The sequence below is a fragment of the Paraburkholderia sp. RAU6.4a genome, assembly GCF_050435625.1.
In the GTDB taxonomy this organism is placed as follows: domain Bacteria; phylum Pseudomonadota; class Gammaproteobacteria; order Burkholderiales; family Burkholderiaceae; genus Paraburkholderia; species Paraburkholderia tuberum.
On the sequence record NZ_JBNDKQ010000002.1, the window covers coordinates 871,094 to 895,255 of the forward strand.

General features: G+C 57.7%; 19 protein-coding genes and 1 pseudogene. 8 read left to right on the forward strand and 12 right to left on the reverse strand.

Annotation, left to right across the window (positions count from 1 at the left end; all coding sequences use genetic code 11):
- Nucleotides 1-14 precede the first annotated feature (14 nt).
- Nucleotides 15-1,199 (forward strand): arabinose transporter, encoded by a 1,185-nt coding sequence (locus OKW40_RS08710; RefSeq protein ID WP_429489279.1) that lies wholly within the window; start codon nucleotides 15-17, stop codon nucleotides 1,197-1,199.
- Nucleotides 1,200-1,308: 109 nt separating this feature from the next.
- On the opposite strand, the gene OKW40_RS08715 is transcribed toward OKW40_RS08710, so the two are convergent.
- The 3 genes from OKW40_RS08715 to OKW40_RS08725 all read right to left on the reverse strand — a co-directional run bounded on the left by OKW40_RS08715 (nucleotide 1,309) and on the right by OKW40_RS08725 (nucleotide 3,989).
- Nucleotides 1,309-2,217: a LysR family transcriptional regulator gene (locus OKW40_RS08715; RefSeq protein WP_429489281.1), complete on the reverse strand. Its 909-nt coding sequence runs from the start codon at nucleotides 2,215-2,217 to the stop codon at nucleotides 1,309-1,311.
- A gap of 187 nt (nucleotides 2,218-2,404) precedes the next feature.
- Nucleotides 2,405-3,430, reverse strand: coding sequence for an aldo/keto reductase (locus OKW40_RS08720; protein WP_429489283.1), 1,026 nt, complete (start codon nucleotides 3,428-3,430; stop codon nucleotides 2,405-2,407).
- 250 nt (nucleotides 3,431-3,680) lie between these two features.
- The gene (locus OKW40_RS08725; protein WP_429489285.1) at nucleotides 3,681-3,989 is read right to left on the reverse strand and encodes a hypothetical protein; all 309 of its coding nucleotides are present in this window, start codon (nucleotides 3,987-3,989) and stop codon (nucleotides 3,681-3,683) included.
- 271 nt (nucleotides 3,990-4,260) lie between these two features.
- Between OKW40_RS08725 and OKW40_RS08730 the strand changes: the two genes are divergently transcribed.
- The gene (locus tag OKW40_RS08730) at nucleotides 4,261-4,533 is read left to right on the forward strand and encodes a hypothetical protein (RefSeq protein ID WP_429489286.1); all 273 of its coding nucleotides are present in this window, start codon (nucleotides 4,261-4,263) and stop codon (nucleotides 4,531-4,533) included.
- A gap of 306 nt (nucleotides 4,534-4,839) precedes the next feature.
- Nucleotides 4,840-6,022, forward strand: a pseudogene (locus tag OKW40_RS08735) (porin).
- A gap of 98 nt (nucleotides 6,023-6,120) precedes the next feature.
- On the opposite strand, the gene OKW40_RS08740 reads toward OKW40_RS08735, so the two are convergent.
- Nucleotides 6,121-7,089, reverse strand: coding sequence for an NAD-dependent epimerase/dehydratase family protein (locus OKW40_RS08740; RefSeq protein ID WP_429489287.1), 969 nt, complete (start codon nucleotides 7,087-7,089; stop codon nucleotides 6,121-6,123).
- A 231-nt stretch (nucleotides 7,090-7,320) separates the two neighbouring features.
- Here OKW40_RS08740 and OKW40_RS08745 point away from each other — a divergent pair, with 231 nt between their 5' ends.
- Entirely contained in the window at nucleotides 7,321-8,655 is a 1,335-nt protein-coding gene (locus tag OKW40_RS08745; RefSeq protein ID WP_429489289.1) for an MFS transporter, read from the forward strand.
- Nucleotides 8,656-8,768: 113 nt separating this feature from the next.
- Nucleotides 8,769-9,809, forward strand: coding sequence for an amidohydrolase family protein (locus OKW40_RS08750; protein WP_429489291.1), 1,041 nt, complete (start codon nucleotides 8,769-8,771; stop codon nucleotides 9,807-9,809).
- A 253-nt stretch (nucleotides 9,810-10,062) separates the two neighbouring features.
- Here OKW40_RS08750 and OKW40_RS08755 read toward each other — a convergent pair whose 3' ends face one another.
- The 8 genes from OKW40_RS08755 to OKW40_RS08790 form a co-directional block, all read right to left on the reverse strand.
- Complete coding sequence (locus OKW40_RS08755; protein WP_429489293.1) at nucleotides 10,063-11,493, reverse strand: aldehyde dehydrogenase family protein; 1,431 nt, start codon at nucleotides 11,491-11,493, stop codon at nucleotides 10,063-10,065.
- Nucleotides 11,490-13,187, reverse strand: a complete 1,698-nt coding sequence (locus OKW40_RS08760) for an NAD(P)-binding domain-containing protein (RefSeq protein WP_429489295.1) — start codon at nucleotides 13,185-13,187, stop codon at nucleotides 11,490-11,492. Before OKW40_RS08760 ends, OKW40_RS08755 begins: the two co-directional genes overlap by 4 nt.
- 77 nt (nucleotides 13,188-13,264) lie before the next feature.
- The gene (locus OKW40_RS08765) at nucleotides 13,265-14,239 is read right to left on the reverse strand and encodes a Bug family tripartite tricarboxylate transporter substrate binding protein (protein ID WP_429489297.1); all 975 of its coding nucleotides are present in this window, start codon (nucleotides 14,237-14,239) and stop codon (nucleotides 13,265-13,267) included.
- A 97-nt stretch (nucleotides 14,240-14,336) separates the two neighbouring features.
- Entirely contained in the window at nucleotides 14,337-15,713 is a 1,377-nt protein-coding gene (locus OKW40_RS08770; protein ID WP_429489299.1) for an MmgE/PrpD family protein, read from the reverse strand.
- Nucleotides 15,714-16,077: 364 nt separating this feature from the next.
- Entirely contained in the window at nucleotides 16,078-17,223 is a 1,146-nt protein-coding gene (locus tag OKW40_RS08775) for an amidohydrolase family protein (RefSeq protein ID WP_429489301.1), read from the reverse strand.
- Between the two features lie 15 nt (nucleotides 17,224-17,238).
- Nucleotides 17,239-19,086 carry an NAD-binding protein gene (locus OKW40_RS08780; RefSeq protein WP_429489303.1) on the reverse strand — a complete coding sequence of 616 codons (1,848 nt, stop codon included), beginning with the start codon at nucleotides 19,084-19,086 and terminating at the stop codon, nucleotides 17,239-17,241.
- A 44-nt stretch (nucleotides 19,087-19,130) separates the two neighbouring features.
- Nucleotides 19,131-20,498 (reverse strand): MFS transporter, encoded by a 1,368-nt coding sequence (locus tag OKW40_RS08785; protein WP_429489305.1) that lies wholly within the window; start codon nucleotides 20,496-20,498, stop codon nucleotides 19,131-19,133.
- Between the two features lie 215 nt (nucleotides 20,499-20,713).
- The gene (locus OKW40_RS08790; protein ID WP_429489306.1) at nucleotides 20,714-20,938 is read right to left on the reverse strand and encodes a rubredoxin; all 225 of its coding nucleotides are present in this window, start codon (nucleotides 20,936-20,938) and stop codon (nucleotides 20,714-20,716) included.
- A gap of 362 nt (nucleotides 20,939-21,300) precedes the next feature.
- Here OKW40_RS08790 and OKW40_RS08795 point away from each other — a divergent pair, with 362 nt between their 5' ends.
- From OKW40_RS08795 to OKW40_RS08805, 3 genes are all read left to right on the forward strand, one after another.
- Nucleotides 21,301-22,470 carry a thiolase domain-containing protein gene (locus OKW40_RS08795; protein ID WP_429491935.1) on the forward strand — a complete coding sequence of 390 codons (1,170 nt, stop codon included), beginning with the start codon at nucleotides 21,301-21,303 and terminating at the stop codon, nucleotides 22,468-22,470.
- 5 nt (nucleotides 22,471-22,475) lie between these two features.
- On the forward strand, nucleotides 22,476-22,877 hold the full coding sequence (locus OKW40_RS08800; RefSeq protein WP_429489308.1) for a Zn-ribbon domain-containing OB-fold protein: 402 nt from the start codon (nucleotides 22,476-22,478) through the stop codon (nucleotides 22,875-22,877).
- Between the two features lie 85 nt (nucleotides 22,878-22,962).
- On the forward strand, nucleotides 22,963-24,129 hold the full coding sequence (locus OKW40_RS08805) for a lactonase family protein (protein ID WP_429489310.1): 1,167 nt from the start codon (nucleotides 22,963-22,965) through the stop codon (nucleotides 24,127-24,129).
- Nucleotides 24,130-24,162 lie beyond the last annotated feature (33 nt).

Here is a 24,162-nt window from a genome sequence, read left to right on the forward strand (position 1 = left end):
GCAAGGAGCAATCTATGTTCGTGATGCCCCAACGGTCCACAGCGCCGAGCACCCGATCCCTACTGTCCGTGATGGCATCTGTCTTCACGGTGTTTCTGGTCACGGGCGCAGCATTACCCGTTCTTCCGCTACACGTCCACGACGACCTGAAATTCGGAACCTTCACCGTCGGCCTTGTGTCTGGTGCCCAGTTCGCCGCGTCGCTGATCTCCCGTCTCTGGTCCGGCACAATCTCCGATCGCAAAGGACCAAAATACGCTGTTTCGACGGGCCTCGTGATGGCAGTGCTCGCCGGATTGCTCTACCTCGCTTCCTTGCTCGCCACCGGCAAGCCATACCTTTCGATAGCGATATTGTTGCTCGGCCGCGCGCTGCTGGGCGGGGCTGAAAGCTTCATCATGACGGGATCTCAAAGCTGGTGCCTGGCCCTCGCCGGACCTGGCAGTGTCGGGAAAATGATTGCATGGATCGGAACGTCGATGTTCGTGGCACTAGCTCTGGGCTCACCACTCGGCAGTTACCTGTTCGAACACTTTGGTTTTGCCTCGATTGGATTGGCTACGGTCGTCGGCGCAGTGGCCACTCTCGTCCTGATCCTGCCCATCCCCGCCGTCCGAACGAATCCCCGCAGCGACAGGGTCCTCGCCAAGGTTCTGGCCGCCGTCTGGATACCCGGATTGGGGATGGCCTTCGCGAGCCTCGGTTACGGCATGATGACTGCGTTCGCCGTACTTCTTTTTATCCAGCGCGGCTGGCAGCCAGCGTGGTTATCGTTCTCCGCATTTGCGGCCGGTTTGATAATCGCACGCGTATTCTTCGGTCCATTGCCTGACCGTCTCGGTGGCGCTCGAACCGCGGCGATCTTTGTGCTCATTCACAGTGCAGGCATGGCTCTCATCTACCTCTCGCCCTTTGCATCGCTAGCCTTCGCGGGAGCGACGCTGGCAGGTTTCGGTTACGCGCTTGTGTATCCGGGCTTCGGTATGGAGGCGGTGGCGCGTGCACCGGCGGATGCGCGAGGTCTCGCGATGGGCATCTACACTGCGTTTATCGATCTTGCACTCGGCGTGTTCGCGCCCGCTCTTGGTCTGGTCGCCAATGTGACGGGGCTTGGCCCGATCTTCCTTATCGCCGCGGTCCTCCCACTCTGTGCCGTCCCGATCGCGATCCGGCTTCACTCCCGCCGGGCACCGCACTGATCGCTACGCATGTCTGTGATCTTGCCGACCCGCTCTGATCGCGGCTAATCCGTGTACGCGCATGTATCTATGACCCCAAGTCGCTAAAGCGACTGTCGGTTCCGCGCCTTTAATAACCAAGCGGCTGAATCTCTCGCACCAGATCAATCAGCAGACGCAAACCCGTAGGCATTTGGCGTCGGCTCGAATAGTAAATGTGAAAACCTGGTCCGGATGGCGCCCAGTCGGTTAGCACGAGCCGGAGCAGTCCAGCCTCGACGTGTGGTGCGACCAGTGGTTCTGGAAAGTACATAAGACCCACGCCACCGAGCACGGCAACGAGTCCGGTATCAGCGTGATCGACCGTAATGGAGGACGGCACTGTCACCGACAGCTTCTCACCTCCGCGCTCAAATTCCCACCGATATATGCGGTCATCTCCCAGACGGTTGCCGACGCAGCGATGCTGAAGAAGATCGTCAGGATGAGCCGGCATCCCAAACCTGTCGAGATAGGTGGGTGCCGCAGCGACGACCCATCGAATGTTCGCGGAAAGACGCTGCGCGATCATATCTTCGGGGACGGTGCCGCCATAGCGAATGCCCGCGTCGAAGCCTCCCTCCGTCACGTTCACCATGCGGTTGCTGGCGGCTATGTCGAGTTCTACGTCCGGGTAGCGCTCGACGAAAGCCGGTATCACAGGAGCCAGCAGCAACGTCGCGGCTTCGACTGCGACATTGAGCCGGATGCGACCTGCGGGCGCATCACGAAAACGGTTCAACGTCTCTAATGCGTTATCGATCGCCTCGAAGGGATGACCCACAGAGGCCGCCAACGCGTCGCCCGCGCCGGTCAACGTAACGCTCTTCGTCGTGCGGTTCAGGAGACGAACTCCCAGACGATTTTCGAGGCCCTTCAGGGCGTGACTGAGCGCAGAGGTACTCACGCCGAGTTCAATCGCTGCGCGACTGAAACTTTTGTGGCGCGCAATAGCCAGAAAATAGATTAAATCTGCTACGTCAGCGCGATTGATCTGCATGTCCTGAGCCTTTCCCAATACGGACGATTATATCGCGACGATACGGGCCGACCCTCTTTCGCAGGCGGATCTAACGACACCCGGAGTACGAATGCCGGACACGGTCGGCTCAAACTCCGCTAGAAACCGGTCTGAGGCGTTTGAGGTGCGAAGCGGCCCGGGCGATCTCGCGGAAGGCTTCCGCTGCTCAGCGCCGGGGAGGCGTAATGGTCAACGGCTCATCGGAAAGCGGTGGAACAACTCCGTCAACGGGATGAGGCACGTATGGCGTCTCGAGCGCCGCGATCTCCTCGTCCGACAAGGAAAAGTCAAGCGCGTCGATTGCTGTAGCGAGATGCGTGAGCTTCGTCGCCCCAATGATTGGAGCCGTCACTGCGGGCTTGGCAAGCAGCCAGGCCAGCGCGACGTGCGCGCGAGGAACACCGTGGTTTTCCGCTATCCGCGCGACCACTTCGACCACTTTTCGATCCTGCTCTTCTGCGTTGAGGTACATCTGACGGGCAAAAGTATCGTTCTGTGTGCGATTGCTGCTTTCGCTCCAGTCCCGTGTCAGTCTGCCTCGTGCCATTGGGCTCCAGGGAATCACGCCTACGCCTTGATCCGTGCATAAAGGCAACATCTCGCGCTCTTCCTCGCGATAGAGAAGATTGTATTGCGGTTGCATGGAAATGAACCGTGTCCAGCCGTTACGTTCGGCGACATGCTGCATCTTGGCGAAACGCCAGGCTTCCATCGATGAAGCGCCAATGTAGCGTGCTTTCCCCGCTTTAACGATATCATGCAATGCCTCCATCGTTTCCTCGACCGGCGTTTCGTGATCGAAGCGATGGATCTGGTATAGGTCGACGTACTCCATGCCGAGCCGGCTCAGGCTATCGTTGATTGACTGAAGCAGTGCCTTGCGGGAGAGAAAGCCAGCGTTCGGCGAATTCTTCCAAGGAAAAAACGCTTTTGTAGCGACGACAATTTCGTCACGTCGTGCCATATCATTGAGCGCCCGACCAGTAAACTCCTCAGAACTTCCACCGGAATAGATGTTAGCTGTGTCGAAGAAGTTGATCCCAGACTCCAGGGCAGCGCGAAAAAAGGGGCGCGATGCTTCTGCATTCAAAGACCACGGCTGCGGTAGACGAGCTGGATCTCCATAGCTCATGCAGCCGAGACAAAGGCGCGAGACCTTAAGGCCAGACTGGCCCAAGTTAATATATTGCATGGACATCTCCTGCAAGACGGACTCTATCGGCGTTTCTCGATGATGGACCAATCGGCGTCGGATTGCCAATCACCGAAACCTCGCAAATTCTAGGCCGCACATTAGCGGACTGGATGCGTTGCATGCAGCATTGAATTGCGCTCACAAACCGGAAATAGCGCGCGAATCGAGGCAGACATCAGCTTTTCCAAGGGTGGGCCGCAAACTGACAGGCACCAACAATCCCAGCGGCCTGATTTCTCGCACGACGTCAATAAGAAGGCGCAGACCCGTCGGCAATGGTTACTCGCGGCAATGTCCAACCCCACGCCTGGGTAACGCTCAACAAGATCGGTAGCACCGGTACAAGCAGCAAGGTTGCCGCCTCGATCGCTGCCTTGACACGAATGCGATCAGCCGGGGCATGACGGAACCGGTTTAATATTTCAACTGCATTGTCCATCTTCTCAAATGGATTGCTAATCACCGCCGCAAGCGCTTCCCCGGTCGATGCGGGCGTGACGCTGTTGGTAGCAAAATAAAAATCCAGTACGTCTGTCCTTAAATCAGTCTTACGCAACCCACTCGGCATCTGGTCCGATTATTCTGGTTTCATCCACCGGAACATGAATCACTGGCTTGCACGCGTGAAGAACCAGCATTATTGTGAAAGGCCAACGTTGAAAGCCTGCCGGCTCGGTACGGTATGCCCCCCAACCATGTGCGGCTCGACCCGGCGAACAACCTGCCATACCACCTGCAACCGAGACACGAACGATGGTGCACTCGTCATGACTACTGTAGCCCGAATCCCATCATCGCAGCGACTAACGGAGGCTAACTCAGAGGCGATGGAACACTTCGGCAAGATGCGTGTCGCGGTAATGTCCACCGGTACGGTCAGAGCAGACTTATCCGAGATCATACTCACCATGCAGTTCGCCGTGCTGGGACACGAGTTCCCATTCAAGATCCACGCGCGTCGCACGATTGATCACGGTGTCACGAAAGAATCCCTTCGAGCCATGTTGATGACGGGCCTCGGGGTGACCCTTGTTGCTTGCGAGGTCGCTCGCGCACTTTCCTGGCTCGACGAAGTTTGCTCCGAAGCAATCAAATCGTAGTCTGCGCCGTCCCTGCTTGGATATAGCCTGCGCGAACCATCTGATTACACGTCGATCGAACGCACGTTACCGCACGATCTTCCATCAGAGATTTGAAAAGCGTCAAACCACTAGGTTTCGATGAGTGAAATCGATTCTGTAAATTTGACGACCTTTTTAAAGGCCGATAGATTCTGAAGCGCGTGGTGCCCGGGCGGGAGTGTGACCATAAATGACCCGCTTCGCCTCTGTCAGGACACAGGACGCCCATGCCCAGTCCCGGGATGCCATCCCTTTAATATTTAATACAAGATTTGGAGACAGACGATGAAGAAGCAGTTGTTCGCACTTGCGGCTGGCAGCATGTTTAGTTGTGCCGCCTTTTCCCAGAGCAACCGTAACGCTCTACGGAATCATCGATGAGGGTGTCAACTATAACAGCAACGCTGGAGGCGAGCGTCTTTACAATCTTTCCAGTGGCGTGCTCAACGGTAGTCGATGGGGCTTGAAGGGTCGGGAGGACCTCGGTGGTGGCCTGGCTGCTCTTTTTGTGCTCGAAAGCGGCTTCGACGTCAACAGCGGAAAAATGGGGCAGGGAGGCCTGCTTTTCGGCCGGCAGGCGTACGTAGGATTGGGCAGTCAGTACGGCACGGTGACGCTGGGTCGCCAGTACGACATGGTTGTCGACAACCTCGGGCAATTCATCGTCGGCGATCAATGGGGTGGATATATGGCGGCGCACCCAGCAGATCTGGACAACTTTAATAATACGAACCGTGTCAACAACGCAATCAAGTACACAAGCAAGGCGATTGCTGGTTTGACATTTGGCGGCACTTACTCCTTGGGGGGCGTTGCTGGTGACATTAGCCGCAATCAGATCTGGTCGCTGGGCGCCAACTATGCAAACGGTCCGTTACTCGCAGGGGTTGGCTACTTGAATGTCAGGAATCCGAACGTCTCGTTCTATGGCAACGGTGGGTCACCAGCTGCCACGGTCGGTGGCGTGCCGGGTTCGAACTTTGGATCGTCCCCGGTCATCTCAGGTTATGCGTCTGCTCATAGCCTTCAGGTCATCGGCGCCGGCGGATCCTACACATTCGGGGCTGCCACCTTCGGACTCACCTATTCGAACACTAAATTCATGAGTCTTGGCAACAAGACTACCGGCCCCGTACCGGCTGGTGGGATCTCGGGCACGGCCACCTTCAACATCGCCGAAGCCAATTTCAAGTATCAAATAACACCGGCTCTCGTCGCCGGATTGGCGTACGTGTATACCCATAATAGCGGCGCTTCAGATCACGGCTCCGCCATCTACAATCAGGAGTCCGCTGGCTTGGACTATTTTCTCTCGAAGCGGACCGACGTCTATACGGTCGCCACATACCAGCAGGCTCGTGGGACGGATTCGACTGGTAGAACTGCTGTCGCGTCTATCAACCAGCTAACTCCTTCAACCTCGGATCGCCAATTCGCAGTGCGTCTTGGGATTCGCCACAAGTTCTGAACGGTGTCTATCGCCCGCACTGCTGCGGGCGAATCAATTAAGCCGGCCACGATCCACGTGGTCGCTTCCCCTTTTGAGGGTGAACAACGCGAAGCATTTTACGATCGAAACTGCCGATACCTGTCGGCGTATTCAGCGACTCCCTCCGCGATGCGAAAATCAGGTATCCAACCGAGAAGCTCGCGAGCCAGTGAGATGTCGAGCGGCACGCGCGTCTTCAGGTTTTCCTCCTCCAGATCTGTCAACGCATCTCCGATCTCAATATCGGCGCCGGGCACGGTATCGCGAACGATTCGCGCTATCTCTGACGGTGCCACCAGGCGACCTGCGGCAACGTTGATGACGTGAGATTGGCCAGCGCGTGACTTCTCCACTTCGACGGCTTTCACAACAGCGCGACTGACGTCCAAAACATGCGTCAGATCCCGCTTCATGCGTCCTCCCGTCTCAAAAAACGTCCTCTTCCCGTCAACTGAGTTCTCAACCATCGGCTTGATATACAGCGGCGTTCGCATGCCGAAGCCATAGACGGCCGCTACTCGCAAAGCAAGAAAGTCGATCCCGTGAAATTGACCGTAAGACATCCCGATCGCTTCGGTGATCATTTTGCTAGTACCGTAGTGAGCACTCGGATTCGCCCTGAAGATCGAGAAAGCCGGATCGCTCTCCATCTGCGCAGATCCCACCCCGGCATGGCACGCCGTATTGCTGGATATCAGCACGACTTTCCGGACACCGGACGCACGCGCCACTTCGCAGACGTTGACGAACCCCATGACGTTGGTCTGATAGAAGCCGACGGGATCCTCAATTGACGGTTCGAATCCGACACGCGCTGCCGCGTGCACAATCACGTCAGGCCGTACGTCTGCGCAAACCGCAGCGAACGTAGCGGCGTCCGCGATCTCACCAATGAACAAAGAGCTGGCGAGATTTTTCGCGACGGTTGCAAGATCTGGGGTAACACCGGCACGGTCGTACGCGTGGACCGAATGACCGGCTCTTTCGAGCTCGGCGAAGACGTAGGCGCCAAGAAATCCCGCGCCACCGGTAAGAAGAACCTTCATGTTTTCCCTTATGGTTGACCAGCGAAGACTCGGAGAATAGCCAACAGCCGTATGCGAGTCCCCGTCCACTCATTATGGGCATCTGAGACGCGGGCATCAAAGTTCCATACAATGGAATCGATTCTGATTTGTTGACTTGGCACGACAAACCGGATTAGATTCATCTCAAATGGTCGTGCAGCCTCGCCCGACCGTCAAAAAATCAGCTACCGAAATTACGGAGACAGGACGATGGCTACCCCGACATCAACCGCCAGGCAAAGGCGACTCATCATCGCGTCAACTTTTGTCGGGTCCACAATCGAATGGTATGACTTTTTCATCTTCGGCACGATTTCTGCGCTGTTTCTGAAAGAACTGTTCTTTCCCGCTGTTGACCCCACGATGGGGACAATCTTTGGTTTCATGACGTTCGCCACGGCATGGCTTGTGCGGCCCATCGGCGGGGTGATCGCGGGACACCTGGGCGACAGGATCGGGCGTAAGACCACGCTCCTTTGGAGCTTCGTCATCATGGGCACCGCAACGACCCTGATCGGATTATTGCCAACCTACGGAAGCGCGGGATACATCGGAGCCGTCCTCCTTGTGCTGCTGCGCATTGTCCAGGGGCTATCCGCAGGAGCAGAGTATGGCGGCGCGATCGTGACGGTCGTCGAACATGCTGACGACAAACGTCGCGGCCTCTTTGGAAGCGTCCCGCAGAGCGCAGCGTTCTTCGGCCTCCTGCTTGGGAATCTCACGTTTTTGGCGATGACGAATCTCGATAGGCACGCTCTCATGGCATGGGGTTGGCGGGTGCCATTTATCCTTAGCGCTGCAATGCTGTTAGTCGGCATCTATATCCGGCATCGGGTTGAGGAGTCTCCCGCATTTGTCAAGGCCAAAGCTTCGGGCAACATCGAAAAGTTGCCGGTGATGACTGTAATCAGGGAATACCCGCGACAACTTCTTGGCGTTCTGTTCGCGCAAGCTGCACCGAACACGTTCTTCTATACCTGTGCGGTTGCGATGGTCGCGTATGCGGTGACACGGCTCAATATCAGTCAGGCCGACATGCTCATTGCTGTGTCAGTCGGCGCGGCAGTTGAGATGGTGATGATCCCGATCTACGGGATTCTTTCCGACAGGATTGGACGCCGGCGAGTCTTCGTGTGGGGCATATGCGCCCTGCTGGCTGGGGCCATTCCGTTCTGTCTCGCGGTGGAAGCTCATTCTTATGCCGGCATGGTTGCCGGATACATCTGGGTGCTCGGCATCGGTCATGCTGCATGCCACAGCTCCCAGGCATCGCTGTTTTCTGACATGTTTCCCACGTCGGTCCGGTACACGGGAATTTCGGCTGGATACCAGATGTCTGGCGCCATTTTTGGGGGGCCGCTACCAATCGTTGCCGCGCTGTTGATCGCCTATCAGAATGGAGGGATCCGTGTGTTCTTTGGGTACACGATGGTCATCGGCATAGTAAGTCTGATTGCGATCATGGCGAGCAAGCCACACTACTCTTTAGTGAGTAGGCGCGACGCCCAGCAATCCAAAAACCAGCAGATCCAGACGACTCGGTAAGCGACCCGAGCGCGCGGGCCAAGACATGCGAGAGATGGCTGGTTGAGCCCGCACCTGGGGCGACCGTGTCGATACGGTCGCCCTCACCGTTTCCTACTTCGTGCGTTTCACGTATGTCCGACGATTCCATTCAAGCCGTACTCAAGGCACACCCGACCGTTAGAGCCGACTGGCTCGCCCTGCATTCGGAGACGATTATCGACCCCGAACTACCGATCGTGGATCCACATCACCATTTTTGGGACCATCCCGGTGACCGATACCTCGCAACAGAGACCGTATTGGATTTCTCGACGGGTCATAAGGTTTTGTCGACCGTACACGTGCAATGCAGAACCATGTATCGCGAGCACGGTCCAGAAGCGCTCAAACCGGTCGGCGAGACGGAGTTTGTCCGGCGGGCAGCGGAGCAAAGCGCTGCGTCTAACCCATCTCTTCAGCTATGCGCGGGAATCGTGGGGACTGTGGACCTGCTGCTCGGTCACGACGTGCAACCAGCGCTGGAGGCACACATCGAGGCTGGCGGAGGGTTGTTTCGTGGTATCCGGCCGACGGTTGTCTGGCACGAAAGCCGGGAGGTTCTGCCAAGCGGCGCTGCGCAAGGGGTGTTAACGGCCGCACCAACGCGAGCGGCACTCTCGTGTATCCAGAAAATGGGCTTGACGCTAGATGTGTGGGCCTTTTTCACGCAACTGAAGGATGTCGCACAAATTTGCCGGGAACATCCAGATCTCACCGTCGTGATCAACCACACCGGCGGGCCGCTGGGTATCGGCCCGTACAAAGGGGTGCGTGATCAGGTGTTTGCAGAGTGGCGCTCGCGCATTGAGGAACTTGCGGCTCTCCCGAACACCGTGATAAAGCTTGGCGGCCTCGCCATGCGCTACGCAGGTTTCGGCTTCAACGAACGTACGGTCCCACCTTCATCTGGCGACCTTGTCGCGGCGTGGAAGCCTTACATGCAATTGTGTGTTGACCTGTTCGGGCCGCAGCGATGTATGTTCGAAAGCAACTTCCCTGTCGACAAGGCGATGTGCAGCTACGGTGTTCTGTGGAACGCGTACAAGAAGATCGCCGCGGATCTGTCGGCCACCGATCGCGGGCATTTGTTCTCGGGCACCGCCGCGCGCGTCTATCGTCTTCAGCTCGACTGAGGTCAAAGACTTTCCAGGTCGCCGGCGTCATCTCATGCGCCCCGACCGGCAGCGATGGCGCGCATGCCCTGCACGAGCATTCTGACACCGCCTTGACGGACACGGAGGAGCCTCTCCTCGTCAGAACCCGAAAAAGCCGGCGCATGTGCGCCGGTAAACCCCTGGATCTACTCCGCCTCTTCAGCCTGGCTGGCGTGACCACCCGATACCGCGCCGGATCGTGTCGTACAAAAGCCCGGCGCGGTTCGCAGGTTCAGGCTGCAGTGCGCACGAAACCGAGCATCGCCTTGACTTCCAGATACTCCTCCAGACCGAAGACCCCCATCTCCCGTCCGTTACCCGACTGTTTATATCCTCCCATCGGCGCAACGTTGTTCGATGGCGCGCCGTTGAGGAAAATTCGGCCAGCCTGCATGCGCTCGGCGACACGACGGGCATTCTCCACGTTCGAGGAGAAGAGATACCCCCCCAGACCATAGCGAGTTCCGTTGGCGATCTCGATGGCGTCGTCGATGTCGCGGTAGGTAATGACGGAAAGTACGGGCCCAAAAATTTCCTCCTGAGCAACCGTCATGTCCCGAGTGACGCCCGAGAACACGGTTGGTCGAATAAAGAAGCCTTTTTTGATGCCTTCCGGGCGACCTGGGCCGCCCGTGACGACGTTCGCGCCTTCCTGAATACCGAGTTCGATGAAGTGCAGGACCCGCTCAAACTGCGCTCGGTTGACGACCGGTCCAATGGTAGTTTCCGGGTTCTTCGGGTCGCCTACTTTCACCGACTGGGCTTCTTTCCGGATCAGTTCGACCAGTTCATCTGCCTGGCCTTCCGACACGAGCATGCGCGTCGGAGAATGGCAGGACTGGCCCGTGTTCGAGAAGCCGCGAGAGACGTTGAATCGCGCGGCAGCGGCAAGATCCGCATCGGGCAGAATGATGTTCGCGGACTTGCCGCCCAGTTCCTGGCACACCCGCTTCACGGTGCCAGCCGCCGCCTGAGCCACCATTACGCCAGCACGGGTGCTTCCCGTAAACGAAACCATATCGATGCCGGGATGACGCGAGATGGCTTCGCCAACGGTCGGACCATCTCCGTTCACCAGATTAAACACGCCCGGCGGTACGCCCGCGGCATCAAGCGCCTCCGCGAGGACGACCGCACTGAGCGGAGTGAATTCGCTTGGTTTCGCAACGACCGTGCAACCTGCGGCAAATGCAGATGCCAGTTTCTGACACAACAACTGCAAAGGCCAATTCCAGGCAGAGATGAGGCCGCACACACCGATAGGCTCCCGACGAACCACGTTGTCGCCGAGCATGTGTTCAAACGAGTAGTCCCGCAGCGTGACGATTGCCTGACGGAAGGCCTGAACGGCTGTGCCCGTCTGCCCTTTCAAATTGCTCGGGGCGCCCATCTCTTCGGTGACCGCGTCCATCAGGTCCGATTGCCGATGTAACAGCGAATCAACGATGCTGCTCAAAAGCTCCATACGCCATTCCTTCTTCGACTGCGAGAAGGATGCGAATGATCGTCGCGCTGCTTCAACAGCCCTTTCAACGTCCTCAGCGCTTCCGAGCGTGACGTGCCCATAGGCTTCTTCGGTCGCCGGGTTGATCAGTTCAAAGAGGCCCCTGCCGGCTGGCTCTGTCCATTTTCCGTCGATGTAAAACCGGTCAAGCTTCTTCATGATTTCTCAATCCCTTGAAAAGATTCAATCCCATAGAGGCGACCAAGCTCATCGACCTGCGCCCCCGGTCCCAAAATTCGCGATCCAGCCTCCAGTACCGTCCTCGCCACATTCAGCATAGGTAGAGCAGCTCCGGTCGCGCGGCCCAAGCGACCGATTAGCTGTTGATCTTTCAGCACGGTCCTCAGTGTGGCGTCGGCCGTAGGATCACCGGTCACGATAGACAGCAGGATTCGATCAAGCGCACCCGAGGCGCTCACCCCTGCCGACAATGCCGCGTGCAAAGTGTCAATCTGAATGCCGAACGCCGCTGCAATTGACAGCATCTCGTAGATGACCAGCCGGTTGCCCACGCCGAGCGCGTTTTTTACAAGCTTGATGGCCTGTCCGGAGCCAGGTCCGCCGAAATACAAAACCTCGCCGCCCATTGCCTTCAGTATTGGACTCGCGCGGGAAAAGGCCTCCTTCTTGGCGCCGCACATCGTAACGAGGCGGCCGTTCCGGGCTCCTTCCGGCCCCCCAGTTACAGGAGCGTCGATCATCGCCACTCCCGCAATCGCGAGTCGTTCGCTCAAGCGAATCGCATCAGCCGGGCTGCACGTCGTCTGATCGATCACTATCTTTCCGCGACTCAGGGATGCATACATCCCACGAGCACCAAAGAGGACCTGTTCAACCTCCTTCGCACTGGGAACGCAAAGAAAAATCAGATCGCATACAGCAGCAAGCGAGGCGACATCCGGAGCCGCGCGCGCACCTTCACGCGTGAGGCGTTCGACCTTCACAGGATCAGGATCGAAAACATAAAGTTCGCGAGCAACCCGTAAGGCCTGCTCGGCTAGAGCGCTACCCATCGCCCCCAGACCAACGTAGCCAATCACCGGCGGTGCGGCCTCATCGCCTCCAGCATATTCGTCTGCTTTGCTGGTGGTCACGTCACTTCGTCGAAACCCGACGAGCCGCTCATAGTTAGAAAACGGATCAACATCAACTCGCCGACCGTCATTGCCTTCACCCGTCTCCAGGCTCAACAGAGCCGTTGCAGCCGCAGTCAGCGGCAGCGGAAGGCCCAGCGGCATTGCCACATCGACGAGGTATCCGAGCATCTTCAAGGCTGAGCCTGGCTTCCCGGCGTCACCGTCTTTTGCATCGAGAAGGCGATTGAAAAATAGCTCGGCCTGCCGGCTGCGGCCGCTGCTGTGAGCAATCACCGACGCAACCCGGTCGACGGGTAAGCCTGAGCGCACACCCAGACCAGCAGCTTCAATGATTACCATCCGGCTGAGTGCGCAGATAGCATGCTGCATACCCGAAATCAATTGCGCGGCATCCAGCCGCGATCCGCAATACAGAGCGTCCAGCGACATTCGCTCGAAGATCGACACAGCCGCTTCGCTTGCCCCAGTGTCGCCGGACAGAAAGACTCTGCCTGCGTCCGTCTCACCAAGCGACAAGGCGGCTGATACGGCCGGTACATGCACCGTCGTATCGAAGCATGCATCTCCCTCGCCCCAATCTTCGTCAGCGAGCGTCACGAGTATGACGTTCGAAGCGGGCGCAAAGCCAGTGATGAGCCGTTTCCTGACCTCGGGACTGACGTCAGAGGCAATCAGGATGCAGATGGGATCGCGGCTCGACAAATCGGCGCTGTATTCTTCGCCTGCGCTCACCCATTCCAAAGCATCCAGTTTCATCAACGAAGCCAGCCACCTTGCTGATGGTTCCCCCACGCAGACGACCGATCGCATTATTGCTCCTTAAGTGTCCGCAATTATTGCTTTGGAATTCCCATCGCCTTGATCATGCTCTGATTATCGGTCAGATCTTTATTCAGGAATGCGTTCGAATCCGCAGTGGACTTGTAAAACGGCTCTGTGCCTTGCGCTTCCAGCTTTGCCTTCAACGCCGGATCACTTAGCACCTTTGCCATGGCGTCGTTTAACTTTTTGACAACATCTTTGGGCGTTCCAGCCGGCGCGAAGAGTCCGAGCCAGTAGTAATAGGTGAAACCCGGCAGCCCTTGCTGCGCCGCCGTGGGAACGTCGCCAAGTACGGGCAGGCGCGAGTCGCTGGTGACAGCAAGTGCCTTAAGAAGCCCTCCATGCAGGCCGGCAGCGCTACTGCCGTATGCGTCAATCATGAAGCTCACCCGACCCGCAATCACATCGGGCATCGCAGCACCGTTGCCCTTGAAGGGCACATGCTGCATCTGGACATTCGCCTGCTTCAGCATCATTGCCGCAGCGATATGCGTGGTTGTACCGATCCCGGCCGACCCGTAAGTGATCTGTCCAGGATGTGCCTTAGCATCAGCTATCAGATCGCTTAGGCTTTTGTAACTAGACTTTGCACCCGCGATGACGAGGGCAGGTGAACGTGCGAAAGTCCCAACCAAAGTGAAGTCTTTCAGGGCGTCAAATCCAGGCTCCTTATTGAGTGCTTCCTGAATCGAAATTGTGCTACCTGTGGACATCAGGGTGTACCCGTCAGCCGGTTGCTCCTTCGTATATCGAATCCCCACCAGCCCGCCTGCCCCAGTCCGGTTGTCTACGAGTACCGATTGGCCAAGCACTTCACCGAGCTTTTGTGCAACAACCCGGGTGGTCACGTCGCCCCATCCGCCGGCCGACACGGGCACGATAATCCTTATCGTTCGGGACGGGTAATCGGCCGACAAAGCAATGGTTGAATATGCACTGGTCGCAGCGATCAGCATTCCGATTGCAAGTTTTTTCAACGTCTCCACTTACGTCTCCTCGCTCCATTTTCGCGCAACTGCAGAGCATGAAGCCTGTGTTACGCGATAGTTAAACCAATTGCGCCAACACGGCGCAAGTCTCCTCTCACGATGGCATATCTGCTTTTATCGTGTCGATCAGATCACGGATGCCTGGGAGAGCATTCATGTCCTGTATCTGGCTGAAACTCTCGGCCACGCGCTTAGCGCTCACTGCACCGTATGGCATCAGGGTCTCATATTTCTGTCTGAGTTCGCCCCAGTGAATTCCCCGGGCCGCCGCACCTCTGGGAGCAAGCACAGATGCCTCGTGGACCGCACCACCAACAGTCGTTATCCGCACGATCGCGCCGCTTTTGAAATCCGCTTTGTTCGGAACGTCATAGTCGAGCCGGGTAACACGGTCGAAAAGGGAACGAATGCGCGGATCGGCAATCTTTTCGGGAAGAGCATGCTGCCAGCCATACTCGCGGTCCGCGGCTCCGGCGGCGGCAAAGTAGAACGGACTATGGGCGATGCCGATGAGGTCGGTCGGATGCTTCGGCCCAGGGAACGGATAGTCGGGAAGCGTGAATTCGATTTCCTTGATGTCAGCCACATCAAGATCGCCCTTCGTTGCCGCGATGGCCGCGGCTTCCGCTACAGCGTGAAATGGAGAGCCACCTGGAACCAGCTTGATGCCCAATTCTGTCTGAAGACTCCACTTCCTGCCGAGTTGCTCGACAGAACTCTTTGCGTGATCACCTGTGCCAAACGTATCGAAGAAGCCTCGTGGCATTTCAAACCCGGCCAGATCTGCGGTGTATCCATGTTTTGCCGCTTCGGCCGCATAGACGCCCATCATCGCTGCGTTCCCCGCGTGATACTCACGCGCAAGGCTTGTCGCAGCGACAGCGTGCAGACCTCCTAATGACGTCGCTGCGAGAACCAGCGCATGTGCCGCCTGATCAGGCTGAAGCTTAAGAAGACGCGCTGCTGCCGCCGTCGCAGCGAACGTCGCGACCACACAACCGTGAAAACCCTTTCGTTGCAAACCGCCGATCATCGCCGTGTTTATGTTTCCGGCAACTTCGTAGCCCACGATGACGGCTTCAAGAACCTGCGCTCCGCTGGCGTTGCAAGCTTCGCCAACGGCGATCGCACCCGCGCAGGCTTGCGTGCCGCTGTGAACGATATTTCGGAGATCACTGTCGTCGGATGCCGCCGCATCGCTCATCAGGCCGTTCAGACGTGCCGCAGCCACCGCCGGCAACCTCTCCCAGCCCCCAAACCAGACCGTACTGACCGGGAAACCACCACGTTCATTTTCAAGTTTCCTGATCAGTTTGCTGGATTGCAGGGTCGATCCCAAGGCTGCGCTCGCCAAGGTACTGGCGACCAGCATCTTTCCGTGCTCCGCAACATCGCTCGGGAAGCCTTCCCGACTCGCATTCGCGATGAACCGACCGTAGCTCTGCGCTACTGTTTCAGTGCGATAGGACAAATCCGTCTCCTATTGATTTTTGCCTACTGGCCCCGCTTGCCATGCCTCTCTCGCGCAACTGCTTATCTGGTTTCGATCCAGGCTGGCACATACCGGGCTGTTCAGGTCACTCTACGACCATCGTAGAACTCAAGTCAATAAAAAGAAACCCGTTTCATTCAATGAAACGTCGAGGCTACCCGTTGCTGTAATTTTTTTCTACTTGACTGGATCCGGGCGCGCAAAAACCGCGTGCTTGAACTACCGTTGCACCGAAAGAGACAGGCAACCGCCGATAATGATGAACAACGGGAAAGGCCCGCCCACGCGGCCGTGATCCAACATACCCACCTGGCCATAACGTGGGGGCAGCAGAAGCTAGCGCTCACGACTGTGTCAACTCGATCGGCCGATGCAACCTGTAGGTTCGCGCAGCGGTGCCACTGTAGAGTGCAAGCTTTTCTGACGGGGAGAAACGCTCGGTGATCCGCTTGAACGCATTCCAGAGAACGCCATACCCACAACTCTGTTTATCGACTGGGAAGTTGCTTTCAAACATGCACCGTTCGGGGCCAAAAAGTTCTATGCACGTTTCTACGTATGGTCTCCAGCAGACCGCCAGATCGTTAGACGACGGCGGTCTGTCGCAAAGATGGAAATCCCACCCCGCGTAAAGCATCCCGAGGCCGCCAATCTTGACCGTCACATTCGGGTAGCCCGCGACCCGCTTCATATTTTCTCGCCACGCGTCGAAGACAGCAGCACGGTCGGTGTGCGGGTCTACGCCAAGGACGCCTCCCGCATGATCAAGGACTACAGAAGCGTCGGGATAATCGTGCAGAAGGGAAACGAGGTCAGGCAATTGCGGATAGAAGAGCCATGCATCGAATGTGAGGCCTGGTGGAATGAGCCTGGCGAATCCTCGTCTGAAGGTCGCGTCGGAAAGAAGATGTGGTCTTGCGAAGGTACGCCCGTATCCAGCGCTGCCACTGTCCCAGGTGGCGCCGTGCCGAATTCCCTTGAGCCGTTCGCCCCCCGCCTCCGCCATTGCATCGAGCACAGGCTGCACTTCGTCCCCAAGAGTCAGATCTGCGTGCGCAATGATCCCTTCGCACACTCGGGGCCCGCCTGGGTTCTGAATCTCGCAGGCGTCCGCGAACGAACGCGCGAACTCAACCTCGCCGACGGGCTGCATCGACGGCGGGCCCTCTTTCCGATATCCGGACTTGAACTGCACGAACACCGTCGATTCAATACGGTGTCCGCTGGACAGGTCGTGCATCAGTTCCGACGACATGTACCGTCCGCGTTCGTCATCCCAGACATGATGATGGGGATCGATGATTGGAAGGTCTGGTTCGAGGGCCTCCTCACACAGCAGGTCGGTCCACTTCGCCAATTCAACGATCTGACGATGGGTAGTTCCCTTGAACGGCATACTCGCAGTCCCGCTGAGATACGTCACTTCATTCCTGTCCATGCCTATCCGACCTTTGCGATGAATTCCACTGACGATGAAAATCGTACGCACATCTAGCGCGCTCCATTACTCTGGCCGTCCGTTGTCCGATCCGGCACTCCTGAGCTCGACCCCGGCCCATCGCTCATACTGCACAGCGATAGTCGTGACGTCATCAGTCGGCCGCGTACACGCCTGGACGAGACCGTAGATACCTCGTACCTTATCGAAGATCCATGTGGTCACGCCTAGTTGACGCGCCTCGTCAGTCGCAGTGGTGAGTCGGGCGAGTACCTCGGCTAAACTGAAGCCATAGTTGAAGTTACGTGTCGCCACTTCTCCGGGCAGGATTCGGGAACTCGCCGCGTTGCGACCCGTCTCGATTCCCATAATCTTCGCCATCTGCTCGGGCGCCAGTCCTGCTTTGGCTCCGGCGACATAAGCTTCGCTCGTTACAGCGAGCAAAGTTGCGAACAGCGTCGTATGGATGTGCAGCATTAAATGCGCGGCGCCGACGGTCGCTCCGATCTCGAAGGCGTCGCGACATAGTGTCGCGATGGCATGGCCCGCTGCCTGAATGGCGACTGCCTCGCCACCGACGATGATCACGCCATCACCCGCGACGATCTCGCGATGCGTTCCAGCGTGAAGAGCGTCGCAATACGGGAGCTCCGAACCAAGAAGCGCCTTTATCCCAACCGCTTTGCTTACCGCCATCGCACACATGTTCACAACTACCGCTCCGTCACGGGCAACTTCTCGCACGCGACCAGCAATCGAGCTTTCTGATTCCGTCTCGGCTACACCAAGGAGTGTCAAAGTGACTTGTGACGGATGCGGCGATCCCAGACGGATCAGGTGCGGGTCGTCCTCGTCTTGCTGGCACACAAAGCCCGACGCGACCAACCTATCCGTCAACTCGCGCACGGAGGCCTGACCGCAGATCAGCACCAGCGGCCGATGCGCGGGTTCAGGACACGAGAGTCGACACGACGGCTCTTCACCAGCACTACTCACTTCGATGCCAGCCCACGGTTCGAGGTAAGTTATCAGGGAGGTACCGTCGCGGTCGTATCCTCCCTGCGTAGACGCGAATTTCCAGATCTGCTGGACTGCCTGGGCCACCCACATTGGAACACCGCGACTTTGAGCTTCTTCAACAGACAGGCTGATGTCCTTCGCCGTGATCGCCATACGGGCACCAAAATCGAAGCGGCGCGGCAAAACCGAACGCCCAAACTTGTTCCGGGAAGCACTCGTGCTCGCGTCTCCCGAATTGATAATCTCAAGCATCCGGCGCGGTGCAAGTCCACCCTTGACACCCAGAATGAACGCCTCGCATGTTGACGCCATTCCGGTCGCAGACAGGAGGTTGTTCAGTAATTTCAGCGTCTGCGCCTTACCCGACTCATCCCCAAGATAGAGCACCGTGGCGCTGGCGAGCGTCGCCATGACTGCAGCAACGCAATCGTAGGCAGCCCGGGGCCCCGAGCACATGATTCCCAATGTGCCATTGCCCGCGGTCTTGACATTGCCGGTAATCGGCGAATCGAGCAGCGCGATGTTACGGGCTGAGAGCGCCTCCGCCACTTCCCGAGCGAAATTCGATCCGGTCGTCGAAAAATCGACCACGACGCGAACTGCAGAACCTTCAGCGACCCCCGCGTCGCCAAAGACGACATCGCGAATCGCCGGAAGCGATGGCAAACACAGCAGAACAATACTGCATTGATCCGCTACTTCCCGGGCCGAGGCCATCGCCTGCGCACCGCACGCCACGACCGAGTCGACCGCCGCACGGTTGAAGTCGTTGACGAACAGCTTATAGCCCTGACGGGCAAGATGGCGCGCCATCGGTGCGCCCATGGCGCCGAGTCCAATGAAGCCGATCGGAGTATCGAGATCGAATTTTGTTTTCAGTTCTACCGTGTCCATGCACTTCTACCGTTATTAGTTTATGACCGAAGCCAGAATGACGATTACAGGGACGAGTCCTGGCGCTCTCGCAGCGCGGCGGCTGGCACACCAACCAGAATGATCAGACCTCCAGCGAGCGCGATTGCCGCAATGGTGTACAAGCCGATCGCAATACTGTGGGTATTCGTCATGAGCCATCCGAGCCAGGTTGGCGTCAGCAGCGAGCCCGCTTGTCCGAGACTACTCATAAGCGCTATACCCGCCGCAACCGATCCGGCCGAAAAATACGCAGGTGGAATCGTCCAGAACATTGTGCTGCCCGCGTAATATGCGATGCCGAGCAGCGAAAGGCACCCGATCGTGAGCACCGGGTTGCTGCCCACCCGAGGAAGCAGCACAAGTCCGACTGCTCCAATTGAAATCGAAAAAAAGTAATGCCAGCGTCTTTCTACGTGCTTGTCGGAATGCCGCGCAACCAGGATCATTCCAATGGCCCCAAAAATCGAAGGTATCGCTGAAAGCATTGCAACATGGAGAATGTCTTTCACCCCCGCACGATGGATGATCGTCGGTATCCAATAGTTCATCACAATGCCAAGCATTGGTGTAACCAGTGAGGCGAGTACGACGACATAGACCCGTGGATCCCGGAGAACCGCGAGCAGTCCCTGATGGCCAGTTGAACCTTTGAACTTCCTGTCAGCCTGGATATTGTCGGTCAGGATCCGCTTCTCCGTCTCGGTGAGCCATTTAGCGTCCTTGGGGCGATCATCGAGATAAAAGTATGCGATAACACCTAGCAGGATCGCTGGCAGCCCCTCAAGCAGGAACAGCCACTGCCAGTCACGCAACCCTGCCACATTGTTGAAGCTGTGAAGGACCCATCCCGCGATGGGACCGCCCACGATTCCAGAGACGGCGATCGAAAGCAGGAAGCGCGAAGTGATACGCGCACGTCGAGCCGACGGAAACCAGTAGGTAAGATAAAGAAGAAGCCCTGGGTAAAAACCTGCTTCCGCAGCACCGAGAAGAATGCGCGCGAGGTAAAACTGGGTGGTCGTATGGATGAACATCATCGAGCACGTTACTACGCCCCACAGCACCATGATGCGAGTCATGGTCAGCCTCGCCCCGATTTTTTCCAGTATCAGGTTGCTGGGTACCTCGAAGAGGACGTAGCCAATCGAAAACAGGCCGACCCCCAACCCGTAGGCCGCGTCAGAAAGTGCCAGATCCTGGGAGAGTGACATCTTGGCAAAACCAAGATTGACCCGGTCGAGGTAATTCACCACCCAACACAGGAAAAGAAACGGCACGAGTCGGAGCGCAACCTTGCGATACGTTTGCTGTATCTGCCGATCGGTCACTCCAGACCTGCCTGCTACGCGATCGCCCCAATCCTCAAGGGGCGGCTGCACTGACTGGCTCATGGTGTCTCCTTCAACCGTCTTGCGCGGCTGAGTTGTCTTTTCTGGGACTGGTCAGCTTCTGCCTCGAGGGACCAGAAGCCTTCATTTAATCGCTCGGCACCGCGATTTGTGCGCGCGGGTGTCGGTGCGGGACCAGAAGTGAAGGGGCAGTGTCGTATCGCGAACTACACCAACAACAACACTCAGGCCTCGTCAGGATCCGCATCCCTCACACTTTATACCTCCACCATGTCGAAGTCGGCCTTGCATGCCGAACACTCGGGGCAAACCCAATCGGGCGGCACGTCCTCCCACCGGGTGCCTGGCGCGATGCCCTCCGATGGAAGGCCCTCAGCCTCATCGTAGATAAAGCCGCACAACACGCATTGCCAGATCTTGAACTCCGCCTGCGGCTGCACCGCAGCAATTTCCGTAGTCACTTCTCTCACCTCTTCGCTCATTTTCCTCTCCCGGACAGCGCACACGCGCTGACGAATCCGCATGCGTATCCCAGACGACCAGGTGTCCCTGATCAACGCATCCCGCTCGGGCAGCGACGCCAATGTCCCTGCAAACACCCCAGTCACCCTACATCGACGCCCGCCCTCTCGTCGCGCGAAAGCGTGATTCCGTGATTTCTCGTGATTTCGTGGAACGCTTCCGAGCGTGAACCGATGGTATCATGGTTCTGGCAGATAGCATCGATTCCACTCATCGAAACCAACAACAGCCCAAAAATGCAGACTTCAGAACCCCGAGCGATCCCGCGTGGCAAGCCGGTCTGGACGCCGCGGATTCCTTCATTAAGACAGGAGACTTACGTATGACCATCAGAGGCAAGGCTTATATTGTCGGTGCCTACGAACACCCGTTACGCAAGGCGCCCAATCATTCGGTTGCCCAACTCCACGCTGAAGTCGCGAAGGGCGCGATCGAGGACGCCGGACTGACGCGCGACGACATCGACGGATTTTTCTGCGCAGGTGACGCCCCTGGGGCAAACCCGTGGTCGCTGTCAGACTATCTAAATCTGACCAGGCTGCGCCACATCGATTCGACAGACATGGGAGGCTGTTCCTATCTGATGCACGTCGCACATGCTGCGCAAGCAATTGCAGCCGGCAAATGCAACGTCGCGCTCGTTACCCTCGCGGGGAGGCCAAATTCCGAGGGGAGTGCCGGAACGCAGGTCCGCAACCGGGGAAACAACCTTCCGGAAGCTCCGTTTGAAATCCCTTACAGTCCGGTCCCGCTTAACTTGTACGCGATGGCGGCGAAGCGCCACATGCACGAATTCGGGACGACAAGCGAGCAACTGGCCTGGGTCAAGGTCGCAGCGTCCCATCATGCGCAGTACAACGAAAACGCAATGCTGCGCTCCGTTGTGACCGTCGAGGACGTTCTGGCCTCGCCGATGATTTCAGATCCGTTGCACCGGCTTGACTCATGCGTTGTGAGCGATGGTGGAGGGGCGATCGTTATTGCGCGACCGGAAATCGCCAGGTCTCTTGCGCGTCCGCGTGTTCGCGTGCTGGGATGCGGTGAATCGACAAAACACCTGACGGGTGGGGACGTTGACCTGACCTACACGGCCGCCGCCTGGACCGGGCCGCGGGCTTTCGAAGAGGCCGCAGTAACGCCAGCAGACATCCAGTATGCGTCTATCTACGACAGTTTCACCATCACGGTAATTCTGCAACTCGAGGACCTCGGTTTCTGCCCGAAGGGGGAAGGTGGCCGGTTTGCGGCGGAGGGCAATCTGATTTCCGGTACGGGAAGGCTTCCCTTCAACACCGACGGTGGTGGCCTCTGCAACAACCATCCATCGAATCGTGGCGGGATGACGAAGATCATTGAGGCCGTGAGACAGTTGCGGACCGAAGCTCACCCGTCGGTACAGGTTCCGAATTGCACGCTTGCCCTTGCAACCGGCATAGGCGGCGCTATCGGGAATCGCCACGGGGGCGCAACAGTGATTTTGGAAAGGGAGTAACTCACATGACTTCAACCGTCGCGGAACGCGAGATCAAGGATCCCGCTATCAATCCTGGTGACGAACCTTATTTCGAAGCAGCCGATAAAGGTAAGTTGCTGTTGAAGGTCTGCTCGAGCTGTGGTCGAGCACATCACTACCCTCGGTCGCTCTGCCCCTTCTGCTGGAGCACCGATCTGTTGTGGAAGGACGCCGCCGGCACCGGCGAAATCTACACTTACAGCGTCACCCGTCGAGGCGCTCGCGCACCTTATTGCATCGCCTATGTGAAGGTCGACGAGGGTCCCACGATGCTTACAAACATCGTCGACACCGACTATGACTCGATCACAATCGGGCAACGCGTTCAGGTGGTGTTCAAAAGATCCGGGAGCGGCATCGCAATCCCGATGTTCACGCCCGCCTGATCTCCTGATCGGGCGGTCTGCCGCGCATCCTCCCGTCAGAGGGGGGCGGCCCCACCCGATCCTCCGCAATCTGGAGCCTCTAGCAATGAGCCTGATTTCACTCTTCAGTGCCGTCGATGACATCGTGTCGCGTTACGACGTCGACGTTGCGGCCGCAACCCTGACCAGGCGGGAAAGCATCCGGACCCTCGCTAAAGTCCAATATGCCTGGCCCCATCCAAACGATCTCTATCTCTATGTTGCGACCAGCGCCGCCGGACCGCGGGTGCCCTCGAATTTCAATCACGTGAGCGCTTTCAGGATGGGCAATGACGGCGCACTGACGGCCCATGGTCCTTCGCGAGAGCTGGATCGCCGGGCTGTTCACACCTGCGTTGATCCTACCGGGAAATACCTTCTAAGCGCGCACAACTTTCCGCGCAGTGGCCTGACCGTCCATGCCCTTCTCGAAGACGGCACGATTGGCGACCCCGTCCACCAGAACGACCGCCTCGACTGCGGCGCCTACCCTCATCAGGTACGCGTGCTGCCGTCGGCACGAGCGGCGTTGATCGTGGACCGGGGGAACCACGCACGATCAGACAAGGCAGAAGATCCTGGTGCGTTGAGACTGTTCCCGTTTTCCTCAGGGATCCTCTCGCCGGGCGAAGTCGTCGCACCGGATCATGGCTACGGTTTTGGCCCAAGACACGTTGACTTTCATCCGACACGTCCATGGATGTACGTTTCAGACGAGCGCACCAATCAGCTCTATATGTTCCGGATTACGGAGAACGCGCTTGAGAGTGAACCGGCGTACCGTTGTAGCCTTCTCGAAGCACCCGATCGCGTAGACGTGCGGCAACTCGGTGGTCCCATTCATGTCCATCCTTCCGGCCGATACGTGTATGTCGCAAATCGCGCCGACCGGACTGAAGAGTCCGATGGCCGGAGAATTTTTGCTGGCGGTGAGAACAGCATCGCCGTTTTCGAAATTAACTCTTTGACGGGCAAGCCAACGCTCGTGCAGCATGCTCACACGCAAAGCATTCACGTTCGGACCTTTGCATGTGATCCTGCCGGCAGACTGCTGGTGACAGCGAGCACCAAGCCGCTTGCGGTGTGCGTCGATGGCAAGATCAGGACGATTCCCGCGGCTCTCACTGTATTTCGCGTGCGCGAAGACGGATCGCTCGAGTATGTTCGTCAGTATCCGGTGGAAACACAGGAAGGCCAGATGCAGTACTGGATGGGTATCGTTCCGGTCCGCTGATGCTCGAAGCGGAAGACAGCATTTCCGCTGTCT